The 12643-nt window shown below is 67.0% G+C and carries 11 protein-coding genes and 1 pseudogene; 4 read left to right on the top strand and 8 right to left on the bottom strand.

The window, feature by feature from the left end; translation table 11 throughout:
• Window positions 1–34 precede the first annotated feature (34 nt).
• Window positions 35–802 carry a proteasome assembly chaperone family protein gene (locus C458_RS16735; protein ID WP_008577505.1) on the top strand — a complete coding sequence of 256 codons (768 nt, stop codon included), beginning with the start codon at window positions 35–37 and terminating at the stop codon, window positions 800–802.
• Window positions 803–847: 45 nt separating this feature from the next.
• Here C458_RS16735 and C458_RS16730 read toward each other — a convergent pair whose 3' ends face one another.
• Both C458_RS16730 and C458_RS18585 read right to left on the bottom strand, forming a co-directional pair.
• Window positions 848–1747 carry a PhzF family phenazine biosynthesis protein gene (locus C458_RS16730; protein WP_008577503.1) on the bottom strand — a complete coding sequence of 300 codons (900 nt, stop codon included), beginning with the start codon at window positions 1745–1747 and terminating at the stop codon, window positions 848–850.
• A 107-nt stretch (window positions 1748–1854) separates the two neighbouring features.
• Window positions 1855–2025, bottom strand: coding sequence for a hypothetical protein (locus C458_RS18585; protein WP_004044240.1), 171 nt, complete (start codon window positions 2023–2025; stop codon window positions 1855–1857).
• A 210-nt stretch (window positions 2026–2235) separates the two neighbouring features.
• On the opposite strand from C458_RS18585, the gene C458_RS16725 reads away from it, so the two are divergent.
• From C458_RS16725 to mtnP, 3 genes are all read left to right on the top strand, one after another.
• The gene (locus tag C458_RS16725) at window positions 2236–2949 is read left to right on the top strand and encodes a phosphoribosyltransferase (RefSeq protein WP_008577501.1); all 714 of its coding nucleotides are present in this window, start codon (window positions 2236–2238) and stop codon (window positions 2947–2949) included.
• A gap of 130 nt (window positions 2950–3079) precedes the next feature.
• On the top strand, window positions 3080–4075 hold the full coding sequence (locus C458_RS16720; protein ID WP_008577499.1) for an AEC family transporter: 996 nt from the start codon (window positions 3080–3082) through the stop codon (window positions 4073–4075).
• Between the two features lie 45 nt (window positions 4076–4120).
• The gene (mtnP, locus tag C458_RS16715) at window positions 4121–4981 is read left to right on the top strand and encodes an S-methyl-5'-thioadenosine phosphorylase (RefSeq protein ID WP_008577496.1); all 861 of its coding nucleotides are present in this window, start codon (window positions 4121–4123) and stop codon (window positions 4979–4981) included.
• Between the two features lie 7 nt (window positions 4982–4988).
• Here mtnP and C458_RS16710 read toward each other — a convergent pair whose 3' ends face one another.
• The 6 genes and pseudogenes from C458_RS16710 to C458_RS16685 form a co-directional block, all read right to left on the bottom strand.
• A complete protein-coding gene (locus C458_RS16710) occupies window positions 4989–5465 on the bottom strand; it encodes a hypothetical protein (protein ID WP_049897053.1) in 477 nt (158 codons plus the stop codon).
• 32 nt (window positions 5466–5497) lie between these two features.
• Complete coding sequence (locus tag C458_RS16705; RefSeq protein ID WP_008577492.1) at window positions 5498–6631, bottom strand: ScpA family protein; 1134 nt, start codon at window positions 6629–6631, stop codon at window positions 5498–5500.
• A pseudogene (gene smc / locus C458_RS16700) lies at window positions 6624–10284 on the bottom strand (chromosome segregation protein SMC). Before smc ends, C458_RS16705 begins: the two are co-directional and overlap by 8 nt.
• Before the next feature lie 83 nt (window positions 10285–10367).
• Complete coding sequence (locus C458_RS16695) at window positions 10368–10691, bottom strand: hypothetical protein (RefSeq protein ID WP_008577487.1); 324 nt, start codon at window positions 10689–10691, stop codon at window positions 10368–10370.
• A 105-nt stretch (window positions 10692–10796) separates the two neighbouring features.
• Window positions 10797–12131: an amidohydrolase gene (locus C458_RS16690; RefSeq protein WP_008577486.1), complete on the bottom strand. Its 1335-nt coding sequence runs from the start codon at window positions 12129–12131 to the stop codon at window positions 10797–10799.
• Between the two features lie 46 nt (window positions 12132–12177).
• A complete protein-coding gene (locus tag C458_RS16685) occupies window positions 12178–12642 on the bottom strand; it encodes a hypothetical protein (protein ID WP_006600620.1) in 465 nt (154 codons plus the stop codon).
• Window position 12643: the final 1 nt, after the last annotated feature.

Here is a 12643-nt window from a genome sequence, read left to right as displayed (position 1 = left end):
CGCTCTCTTAACCGGCGCGGCCGCCACTACGTGCATGGACGACATCGAAATCGAGGCTGTCGAGGAGGTCGACCTCACCGACCCGGTTCTCATCGAGGGGCTGCCGGGCGTCGGCAACGTCGGCAAACTCGCCGTCGAGCACCTGCTGGAGGAGTTCGAGGAGGCCACGCTGGTCCGCCGCGTCTACGCCGACGTGTTCCCGCCGCAGGTGAGCATCGACGAGGGCGTCGCCGAGCTGACCCACGTCGCGATTCACGCCGTCGAGACGCCCGGCGAGGGACCGGACCTGCTGCTTCTCACGGGCGACCACCAGGCGCAGTCGAACGAGGGACACTACCACCTCACCGACACCTTCCTCGATATTGCCGAGGAGTTCGGCGTCGAGCGCCTGTTCGCGCTGGGCGGCGTCCCGACCGGCGAACTCGTCGACGAGCCGTCGGTCCTCGGGGCCGTCGCCGACGCGTCTCGCCTCGACGAACTCGACGAGGCGGGCATCGAGTTCCGCGAGGACGAACCCGCCGGCGGCGTCGTCGGCGTCTCCGGGCTCCTTCTCGGCCTCGGCGGCCGCCGCGGCCTCGACGCGACCTGCCTGATGGGCGAGACGAGCGGCTACCTCGTCGACCCCCAGAGCGCGCAAGTCGTCATCGAAGTCTTACAGGACCTCCTCCAGTTCAGCGTCGACTTCGAGTCGCTCGAAGAGCGCGCGGAGGAGATGAAGGAAGTCGCCGCGAAGATTCAGGAGATGCAACAGCAACAGCAGGGGAGCATCGCCAGCGACGACGACCTCCGGTACATCGGCTGAGGCCGCCTCGGCCCTCGCGGCCCGTCTCGTTTTCAGCCCGGAGAGTCAGGCTTCGATGATGTCGTCGTCCGCGAACTCCGGGACGACGATTTCGCCGTCGAGCGACTGCACCGCGCGGCCGCCGACGCGTATCTCAGCGCCGACCTGCACGCGGACGGTTCCCGGTCGGTCCACGAAGTGGCCCTGTTCGAAGCGGAGTTCGTCGGGCATCGAGTCGAACGCGCCGACCTGCCGGAGGTACGCGCCGCACGCGCCGGCGGCGGTTCCGGTCGCGGGGTCCTCGGAGATGCCGATGCCGGGAGCGAAACACCGCGCGTGAAGCGTGGAGTCGCCGTCGATGGCGTCGAAGGTGTAGGCGTAGACGCCCGCCGCGTCGTGTTCGGCGGCGAGGTCTGCGATGGCGGCGTCGTCCGGGTCCGCAGCCGAGAGGTGTTCGAGGAAGTTGACCGGGGCGACGAGGAAAGGAAGCCCGGTGGAGGCGACCGCGACGGGGAGGTCCGCGCCCACGTCTCGGAGCGCGGCGTCGTCGACGCCGAGCGCCGCCGCGAGGCGGTCGTAGTCGACCTCCAAGGGCCGGACCGTCGGGGCGTCCTGCGTCATCCACACCTCGCCGGGGTCACCGAGTTCGATGTCGAGGGTGCCGACGTTCGTCTCCAAGGTGTGCGTGCCCGGTTCGAGGTCGCGTTCGGCCGCGAGGTGGGCGTGGGCCGCGATAGTCGCGTGGCCGCAGAGGTCGACTTCCTGTTGGGGCGTGAAATAGCGGATGCGGCGGTCCGCGGCGGCCGACGAGCAGACGAACGCCGTCTCGCTCGCGCCGAGTTCGGCGGCGATGGCGCGCATCTGTTCCGCGTCGAGTCCGTCGGCGTCGGGGACGACCCCGGCCGCGTTACCGGACAGCGGTTCGGTCGTGAAGGCGTCGACGAGGAGGGCGCGTCGGCTATCCATGGAAAGGCGCACTACACGGCGATGTATCAAACCAGCGGGTCGGCGGCCGGATTACGCGAGAAGTCGGAGAAAAAGAGAGGAGCGTGGGCCGGTCGATATCGGCCGATTCACGCGCGGGTCCACCGGACGCGGCCGCTCGTTTGAGCCGCGCCGTCGCCCTGCATCACTTCGCGCATGTTCATACAGGCTGGACACCCGACGACCTCGTCCATGTCGTTGCCGAAGACGCGGACGAAATCGCGGGAGACGAACTCACCACAGTTACCACACGTGTGCATTCTATTTCACCTACAAATCCGCATACTCCGGCACTCGATATAACTATGCCCCTTGTTAACATGCGTTAGTGTTCGCCTGAACGTCTGGGTCTCCGGTTAGTCACCGAATAACGTCGGTTCGGGCGGTTTTGGCACGCCGACACACGGGCGGGGCGAGTCGTACAGATTAAAGGGCGTCAGGCGCGGCAGTACGCACGGTGAACGGAAGATATGGGCGACCTCCCCGACGAGTTTAACTGTACTATCACGAACTGGGAGTACATCTACGGCCTCTGCCGCGACGTTTCGGACGAGGTCAAGACATCCGAGTTCGAACCCGACGTCATCGTCGCGTTGGCCCGCGGCGGCTGGTTCGCGGGCCGGTGTATCTGCGACTTCCTCGGGCTGGACGACCTGACGAGCCTGAAGATGGAACACTACGTCGGGACGGCCCAGAAGTCGAACGAACCGGAGGTCCGCTACCCGATGCCGGAAGGCAGCGTCGAGGGCAAGGACGTGCTCATCATCGACGACATCGCCGACACCGGCGGCTCCATCAAGCGCGCACACGAGTACGTCAACGAGCGCAACGCGGGCGAGGTCCGGACCGCGACGCTCCAACTCCTCCAGACCAGCGAGTTCGAACCCGACTACGTCGGCGAGCGCCTCGAAGCGTGGGCGTGGGTCGTCTACCCGTGGAACTTCATCGAGGACATGATAGACCTCACCTCGGGCGTCATGGCGAAGGCCGACGACGACACGTTCGAACTCGAAGACGTCCGCCACTACCTCTCGGAGTTCCACGACGTGGACCGCATCGAGATGGAGATCGCCCAACCCGACCGAATGCCGGAAGTCATGTCCGAGATGGAGCGCCGCGGCTACGTCGAATCCACCGGCGACGGCGCGTGGCGACTCCTCGAAAACGACGGCGTCGGGGCCTGAAACCGGCTCGTTCGGTTATCCCGGCTTCGTTCGACCTCGGTCGACCCTCTGCGACCGTCGGTTTCGGTTCTCGGCGACGCTCCGCGGTCAGTCCGTAGCCGCGGTCGTCCGAAGCGAAACGTTCGTTTGCGTGACGCTCGTCGGCACGCGCATGTCGCTGTTTTCTATCTTCGTCAGCGCGCTTCTCCCGATTCTCGCCATCGGCGCGGTCGGCTTTCTCCTCGGGCGCGTCCGCGACGTGGACCCAGAACCGCTCAACACGGTGACGGTGTACGTCCTCGCGCCGGTCCTCGTGTTCTACAGCCTCGCGACGACCGAACTCGCCGGCGAGACGCTGGCTGCCCTCACCGCCGGCGTCGTCGCCTACCACGTCGCCATGCTCCTCGTCGCGGGCGGCGTCGCCCGACTCGCCGGCGTCTCCGAACCCCTCCTCGGCGCGCTCGTCCTCGTCGCCGCCTTTCCGAACTCCGGGAACTACGGCATCCCCGTCAGTTCCTTTGCCTTCGGCGATACCGGCCGCTCGACGGCCGTCGTCTACCTCGCCGTCCAGAGCGTCCTCATCTACACGCTGGGCGTGTATATCGCCGGACGCGGAGCCGACCGCGACGACGCCCCGCCGGGGTGGCGCGTCGGCCTCGAACGCATCGTCCGCATCCCGCTCGTCTACGCCGTCGTCGCCGCGCTCGCCGCGCGGTGGCTCGGCGTCGTCCCGCCGACGGGCGTCCCCGCGATGGAGACGCTCAGGCTCGTCGGCGACTCGTCGATTCCGATGATGCTCCTCATCCTCGGCATCCAACTCGCGGGGGCCGACCTCGGCTCGACGCTCTCGGAGGTCGGCGTCGTCGCCGCGCTCAAGATGGTCGTCGCGCCCGCGGTCGCGGTCGGCGTCGCGCTCGTCGCCGGCTTCGGTGACCCGACGGTCGCCCGGACGTTCGTCCTCGAATCCGCGATGCCCGCCGCGGTCACGCCGCTCATCCTCGTCGCGGAGTTCGGTGACGCCCCGGGGGCCGGTTCGGCCACTTCGCTCGCCGAGTTCGTCTCCGCGGCCGTCTTCGCGACGACGCTCCTCAGCGTGCCCGCGCTCTCGGTGCTCATCTACCTCTTGGACCACGGCTTCGTGGTGTAGCGCCCGTTTCGCCACGACTTTGTGCGCCCTCCCCGACCTTCGAGTATGAAAATCGGATTCATCGGTGGCAGCGGTATCTACGAGGCGCTCCCGCTGGAGAACACCCGCGAGGAACCCGTCGAGACGCCGTTCGGCGAGCCCTCGACGACGCCCGTCGTCGGCGAGTTCGGTGACACCGGCCGCGAGGTCGTCTTCCTCCCGCGACACGGCCCGGACCACCAGCACTCGCCGACGACGCTCCCCTACCGCGCGAACATCTTCGCGCTCAAGAAACTCGGCGTCACCCACGTCCTCGCCAGCAACGCCGTCGGGAGCCTCAAAGAGGACCTGCCGCCGCAGACGCTCGTCGTCCCCGACCAGGTTTACGACCGTACGAAACACCGCCCGCTGACGTTCTTCGACGAGGGCATCGTCGTCCACCAGCCCTTCGCGATGCCGTACGACGAGGAACTCGTCTCCATCCTCGCAGAGGCCGCCGAAGAGGCGACCGACGCGACGGTCCAAGAAGGCGGCACGTACGTCTGCATCGAGGGCCCGTCGTACTCCACGAAGGCCGAAAGCGAGCACTACCGCGCGCAGGGCTGGGACGTCATCGGCATGACGACCATCCCCGAGGCCAAACTCGCCCGCGAGGCCGAGATGGCGTACGCGACCATCACCGGCGTCACCGACTACGACGTCTGGAAGGACGACAGCGAAGTCACCCTCGACGAGGTGTTGAAGAACGCCGCCGCCAACGAGGAGGCAATCAAAGAGACCGTCGAGGCCGCCATCCGCAAGATTCCCGACGACCACGAGACCGACAGTCACACCGCGCTCGAAGGGACCATCAACACCCCCGACGACGCCATCCCCGCCGAGACGAAAGCAAAGCTCGCGCCGCTCATCGACCGGTACGTCGACTGAACCGGCCTCAGTCGTTCAGGTCTGCGGATTCTACCGAGTTATCCCCCGGCTCAGCTATCTCGCCCTCACTGCGCGCCGCCTCGTCGGCTGGCGAGAACTCGACCGCGTGACAGCGCGTGCAGTACTCGTTTTCGCCGCGGTCGGTCGTTGCGAGCGGGATACCCGCGACGACGAACTGCGTGCAGAACTCCCGGACGACGCCCCGGTCGTCGGTCTCGCCGCAGACGACGCACTCGCGGACCGACCGCGGCGACGTGACCACCTCGCGGACGCGGCCGAACGAGGTCGGACTGTACGAGACGTAGCCGGGAACGTAGCAGTGCAGCCAGAAGATGGGGAAGAAACACAGCACCGCCAACGGCCAGATGACCGACTGAGGGAACAAGATAGCCGACGAAATCACTGCGAACGTCACCGACGTGACGAGCGAGACCGCGACCGTCAATCGCCGGAGCGTGCTGGAGAGCAGGGTCGGATGGGGCACGTCCGAGAGTGACGGCGGGCCCGATAAAATAGCTAGTCGTCCGCGATGGCCTCGGCTTCGAGTTCGGGGTCGTCGCTGTCAGCGTCGTCGGCGTCGTCACCGCCGTCAGCCGCCTCGGCGTCCGCATTGTCGGCATCCTCAGCGTCTGCATCCACGTCCGACCCCGCGCCGGGGTCGGCGTCGAACACCTCGGGGTTCCGAATCCAGAGGTCGCCGAACAGGTCGTCCTGTTTGAGGTAGACCGTGCTCCGGTGGGACAGAAACAGGAGCGCGAGGTAGGTCGTCATCACCGTGTCGGCCACGTCGCGAACCTCGGCGAACAGCACCTCGTCGCGGCCCTTCTCGTAGTGGGTGGCGAGCACGTCGCCGACGGCTTCGACGACCGCCTCGATGTCCTCGTTGTGGGCGGTCCCGGTCACGTCGTCTTCCGTGGGTTCGCCCGCGCCGCGCATCTCGCCGGGCGTGTGGTAGTCGAGCGTCTGCGTCCCGCGGGAGAAGCCGCGGGGCGACTCGGAGGTGTCGTACTCGCGGCGGCGCTTCCACCACGACCCGCGTTCGACCTCCCGGAGTTCGCGGACGAGTTCGTCCAAGGTTTCGGGCGACCCGCGGGCGTGCTTGCGTTCGAGCCGACGGTCCATCTCGTCTTCCAGCGCGTCGATTGGGTCGAACCCGGGTGGCCCCTCGCCGTCGTCGCCGGGGTGGCCCTCGTCGCCGCCGCTCTCCAAGGCGAGTTCCCACGGTTCGAGTTCCTCCTCGTCGGGTTCGTCCGGGGCGAGGAGTTCGTCGGATTTCATGCGCAGGAGGACGCTCGCGTAGAACAGCGCCCGGCCGGTCGTCCGGAGGTCCATCGCGTCGAGGCGGTTCAGGAACGCGTCCGTGACCTCCACGATGTCGATGTCCCACGGGTCGATGGTTCCCTCCTTGGCGAGTTGGACGAGGAGTTCGACCGGTTCGACCTCGTCGTCGTCGGTCTCGGAGACGTCCTCCGGGAGGACCTCGTCCATCGCGTCGGGTTCGGCAGGGTCGGGAGAGTCGTCGGGAGTGGTGTCCGAAGCGGCGTCGTCGCCGGCGAACGAGAAGACCCCGTCGTCAGCGTCGTCACCGTCGCTTCCGTCTCGCTCGCCGCGCCCGCGAGAGAGGTTCAGTTCGGGGAGGTCGTCAGTCATCCGCCGGAACCTCCGCTTCCGCGTCCGCGTCGGCCTCGCCGCCGTCACCACCGTCCGCGTCGTCGCCGTCGTCGTCGCTGCCGTCGCTGCTTCCGCCGTCGTCACCGCCCGGACCGTCCGCGTCGCGGCCGTCACCGCCGTCGCTTCCAGCCTCGCCGTCGCCGCCGAACTGGATACCCGTGACCGCGCTGACGTTGTCGCCCTGCATCGTCACGCCGATGGCGCGCTCGGCGCGTTCGAGGAGCGCAGAGCGGTGCGAGACGACGACGAACTGGGCGTCGCCCGCGAGGTCGTCGACCATCTGGCCGACGCGCTCGGCGTTCGCGGCGTCGAGGAAGGCGTCCACCTCGTCGAGCGCGTAGAACGGCGCGGGGTTGTGCCGCTGGATGGCGAAGATAAACGCGAGCGCCGTCAGCGACTTCTCGCCGCCCGACATGGCGTCGAGGCGTTGGATGGGTTTGTCTCCCGGCTGGGCCTTCATCGTCAGCCCCTCCTCGAATGGGTCTTCCGGGTTCTCCAACTGGAGGTGGCCCGTCCCGTTCGACAGGCGCTCGAAGACTGTCTCTTATACACATCTCTGATGGCNCAGCCCGCTCAGAGATGTGTATAAGAGACAGCTCCTGGAGGGCCTCAAGGTCGGCTTTCACGTCGTCGTACTCGTCGATAGCGAGCATGTTGACCGGTTCGAGTTCCTCCATCTCCTCGGTGAGCCGCTCGATTTCCGACTCGACCGTGTCGTGGTCGGGAATCTCGTCGGGGTCGTAGTCACCGACCTGCGACTGGAGTTCGTCGATTTCCCATTCGAGCCGTTCGGCGGCCGAGCGCATGCTTTCGAGCTTGGATTCGACCGCGTTCACCCGGTCTTTCTTCTCGTCGCGGGCGCTCCGGGCCTCCCGGAGGTCGCCCTGGAGCGCTTTGCGGTCCTCCTTGAGGTCGACCAGTTCCTCCTCGAGTTCGGCGACCGCCTCGCGCTTGGCTTCGAGGTCGTCCTCGCGCTCCTCGATTTTCGACTCCGCCTCGGAGATGGACTCCCGAGCCTCGGCCTTGCGGTTCTGGGCGGTCTCGACCGTGTCGTGGAGGTCGTCGACCGCGTCCTCGGCGTACTGCTTTTCGAGTTGAATCTCGTTGAGCCGGCCGTCGAGCGTGGACATCCGCTCTTCGAGGTCGTCGATGTCCGCGCGAATCTCGTCGGCGCGGGCGGTGAGTTCCGGAATCTCGGAGTCCGCGAGTTCGGCTTCGATGTCCTCGATTTCGGCCTCGACCGTCTCGATTTCGTCGTCGAGGTCGGCGATTTCGTCGTCGAGGTCGGACATCTGTTCGTCCACCGACTCGCGTTCGGACTGGAGTTCGTCGAGGCGGTCTTCGAGCCGGTCGATTTCGGCGTCGGCCTCCTCGATATCCTCCTCGGCGTCCTCGATTTCGCGCTCGATGGTCCGAACGCGGTCGGCGGCGTCGGAAGCCCGCCCGCGGGCGTCGTCGAGGTCGTCGTCGATGTCTCGAATCTCCTCGTTGAGCGAGCGGCGGCGGTCTTCGAGCTTCGTAATCTCCTTCGCGAGGCGGTCGAGTTTCCCCTCGCCGGACTTCGAAAACGAGTAGCGAGAGCCGCCGCCGGAGCCGCCGGTCATCGCGCCGGAGCGCTCGACGAGGTCGCCGTCGAGGGTGACCATGCGGTAGTCGCCCATCAGGTCGCGGGCGGTCTCCATGTCCTCGACGACGAGCGTCGAGCCGAGGACGTACGAGAAAATCGACTCGTACTGCGAATCGTAGTCGACGAGGTTGCGCGCGAAGTCCACGACGCCGGGGTTGTTGGGCTCGCGCGGCAGGCTCCGGTTGTCCATCTTCGTGATGGGCAGGAACGTCGCGCGGCCCGCGTTTCGGGACTTCAGGTGGTCGATACAGGACGACCCCACGCCGTCGTCGTCGACGACGACGTTGGCGAGGCGGCCGCCGGCGGCCGTCTCACAGGCTTTGGCGTACTCGCCGTCGACGGAGCCGAGTTGGCCGACCGCGCCGTGGACACCGGCGATGCCGGCGTTGAGGATGGTCGTGACGGCGCGAGGCCAGGAGTTGTCGCCGTCCTTGCCGGCGCGGGCTTCGAGGCGGGCGTACTCGGACTGCTTGGTCTGGAGTTCGTCCGTGACCTCCGAGAGTTCGTCGTTCAGGTCGGCCTTCTCGGCCTGCAAATCCTCGATGACGCCGTCTATCTTCGCCTCGTTCTTCTCGGCGGTGTCGAGTTCGCTGTGCAGGTCGGAGATTGTCGCCTTCAGTTCGGGGATGCGCTCGCGGGCGCGTTCGAGTTCGTCCCGGGTCTCCGAAATCTGGTTCGAGCGGCGGCGCGCGTCGTCGAGCAGGCGGTCCTTGGCGCGCTGGCGGTCGTTCTTCTCGTCTTTGAGCTCGTCGAGCGTCTCCTTTCGCTCCGCGAGTTCGGACTTCAGCTCGTCGAACTCGGTGTCCACCGAGTCTATTTCGGCCTGCACCTCGGAGAGTTCGACCCGCTTGGACTGGATGTCGCTTTTGACCGACGCCTTCTCGACTTTGACCTCGCGGATGTCGTCTTCGAGGTCGTCTATCTGCTCTTGTTTGCGGTCGATGTCGATGAACGCCTTCCGGCGCTCGGCCTCGGCGTCGTCGCGCTTTTCCTCGGCCGCCTCGATGGCGGTCTCCAACCGGGAGATGTCGCCCTTTATCTCCTCCATCTCCGACTTGATGCGGAGCTGTTCGTCCTCGCCCTTGCGCTCGATTTCGCGGGTGAGGTCTTCGAGGTCCTCTTCGAGACGGGTGACCTTGCCCTGCCGCTCGTCGAGTTCGGTCTGTAAGTCTTCGAGGTCGGCCTCGGTGGACTCGATGCGCGATTCGGTCCGCGAGAGGTCCTCGCGCTTGTCTTCGAGTTCCGCGGCCTTCAGGTAGCCCTCGTACTCTTCTTTCTCCTCGCGGAGTCCCTTGTAGGTGAGCGCCGTCTCGCGCTCGTCTGCGAGCTGGTCGAGTCGCGTCTCCTTTTCCTCGATGCGGAGGTCCGCCTCGTCGACGCGCTCTTCGACCGCCTCCAACTCCTCGAAGGCGGCGTCTTTCTTCTCGTCGAACTCGGCGACGCCCGCGATTTCGTCGATGATGCCCCGCCGCTGGTAGGGCGTCATGTTGATGATTTCGGTCACGTCGCCCTGCATGACGACGTTGTAGCCCTCGGGGGTGATGCCCGCCTGCGCGAGCAGGTCCTTGATGTCCGAGAGGTTGACCGAGCGCTCGTTGAGGTAGTAGTACGAGTAGTAGTTGTCCGGCGTCTCCTTGACGCGGCGCTTGATAGTTATCTCCTCGACGCCGCCGACTTTGTCGGTGCCGGCGGCGTTGACGACCTGCGAGCGGTCGAGCGTCCCCTCGGAGTTGTCGAGGACGACCGTGACGCTGGCCTCCTTGGGTTTGTCGGGGGCCTCGTCGCTGCCGTCGGCGTGGCCGGGGTTGTAGATGAGGTCCGTCAGCTTCTCGGCGCGAATCCCGCGGGTGCGGGCGAGGCCGAGCGCGAAGAGGACGCCGTCGATGATGTTCGATTTGCCGGAACCGTTCGGGCCCGTAACGACCGTGAAATCCTCGTAGAACGGGATGCGAGTCGGCCGCCCGAAGCTCTTGAAACCGTCAAGGACGAGCTCTTTGATGTGCATGGGTTGGTGTTCACGCGGGCCACGCCCGCAGGTGGAACGCGCCGCATGAACACGGGGCGCGCTCGCTCGGACGGCGCGCCCGATTACGCGACGATGATATCGTCGTCGGGCGTCTCGCCGTCGCCTTCGTCAGTCTCGTCGGCCTCGTCCGGTTTAGTCTCATCGCCGTCGGCCGGCGAGGGCTCGTCGGCGTCGGCGGGCTCCGCGGCGGCGGCCTCCGCGTCGGCCTCGTCTTCGGTCTCCCAGTCGCCGCGACGGGTCGCGGCCCGCGAGGGGACCTGCACGTCGTTGGCGTCTTCGAGCTGGCGGAGCCGCTCTTTGGTCTCGACGAGCTCCTCGGTGAGCCCGTTGACGGCGGCCTGCAGTTCTGCGACTTTGGATTCGAGTTCCTCCACCCGGTTACTCATGGGTAACATAGCCCCGCGCGTGAGACATAAATGTGCGTCAGACAATCACCGAAAATGTGATACGTGTGAAGGGAGTCCCGGGGCGGAACCCCCATCGCTGACACCTCAGTCCCGGTACGACTCGGTCGTCGTCGTCCGGAGCGACCGGACCGCGTCGAGGTACTCTTCGCGACTGCGCTTTTCGGCTTTCGCTTCGCGGACCGCCGCCATCGCCTCGGGGCTGGTGAGCAGGTCGACCAGCGTGCAGGCGGTGAGCTTCGCGGGGATGACGTAGGCCATCTCCTCGTCGACGATGCGGAAGTCGCGGGCGTGAACCGCACCCTCGAAGCCGCCGGTCCACGGGTGGATGCCGGGGACGAGCTGCGTGATGTCGCCCATATCGGTCGACCCCGAGAGGTGCGGCGTCCCCGCCGTGACCGCGTCGGGACCGACGATGTCGCGGGCGTTCTCGTCGTAGAACGCGACTATCGTCTCGTCGGTTCGAAGCGGCATGTAGCCGGGGTAGTCCTCGATTTCCACGTCGCCGCCGACGCCCATCGCGCCGGCGGCGAGCGCCCGGTTGACCGACTCGTTGGCGTCCGCGACCGCTTCGACCGAGGCCGCGCGGACGTACGACTCCATCGTCACCTCGGCGGGGACGACGTTGACGCCGTCGCCGCCGCGGGTGATGATGGGGTGGACGCGGACGTGGTCCTCGTCGCGGAAGCGCTCGCGCTGGGCGTGGACCGCGTTCATCCCGAGCATCGCGGCGTTGAGCGCGTTGACGCCCTCCTCGGGGGCCGCGCCGGCGTGCGCCTCGGTCCCGCGGTAGGTGACGAACTTACCGACGAAGCCGTTGGTCGAGAAGTCGCTCGTAATCGTCCGCTCGGGCGTGTCGCTGCCGGCGTGCATCATCGCGGCGGCGTCCCAGTCGTCGACGTAGCCGCGGCGGATGAGCTCCTGTTTGCCGCCGAAGAACTCGATGTCGCCGGCTTCGAGCAGGCCGCGTCGGTAGTCGAGGTCGAGGTACTCCTCGGCCGGGACGGCGACGAACTCGACCGCGCCGTCGAGGTCGTCCACGACGCCGCTTCCGACGAGGCCGAAGGCGGTCCCCACGAGGTGCGCGAGTTGGGCGTTGTGGCCGCAGGCGTGGACCGCGCCGGTCTCGGGGTCCGCCATCGGGTGGTCCGGGTTGACGAGCGCGTCGAGTTCGCCGAGGACGGCCGCGACGAAGTCGCCCGACCCCGCGCGGGCGCGAGCGCCGGTAATCGCCAGCTCCGTCTCCACGTCGAGGTCGAGGTCCTCGAACAGCGAGACGACCTTCGCCGTGGTTTTGACCTCCTTGTAGCCGAGTTCCGGTTCGGCCTGTACGTCCTTCGCGAAGTCGATAATCTCGTCCGCGCGGTCGTCGATAGCGTCGCAGACGCGGGTTTTGAGGGCCGCGGTGCGGTCGTCGGTCACCGCGTCTCACCCCGGTGCGGGCGGCGGGCGGTCGTGAGGCGCGGCATCAGATAATCCCCTGTGCGGACAGCACGGCCTGCGAGATGAGCGCCGAGCCGAAGAACGTGCCGAAGAAGACGAACACGGCCACGAGGACGAGCTTCCAGCTGACCTCCTTCATCTTCCCGGTCTGGAGGCCGATAGAGAGGCCCGCGTAGGCCAGAATCGGCGTGGTCGTGGCGAGGAAATCGATTTCTCCGACCGCGGCGAGAAACGGGGCTTGCACCGGCGAAAACGGCAGTGCGAGCGCGAACGCGAGCACCATCGCGTAGGCGAACGCCGGCAGGTCCAGCGGAATCAGCCGCCCCATGAGCAGGGCGACGAGGCCGAGGACGACGATGAGCGCCATGCCGGGGAGCGCGGCGACGAAGCCCGTGCCGGTGGCGATGAAGTTGGCCGTCAGCGTCAGGAACGCCACCACGAGCAGCATCTTCAGCGACTCGACGGAGAACTCCGGGGTCGACATCGACATC

It is taken from the genome of Haloferax sp. ATCC BAA-644 (assembly GCF_000336975.1).
GTDB classification, from domain to species: Archaea; Halobacteriota; Halobacteria; order Halobacteriales; family Haloferacaceae; genus Haloferax; species Haloferax volcanii.
The sequence above is the reverse complement of the archived record's forward strand: the minus strand, read 5'-3'. Positions and strand labels throughout refer to the sequence as shown.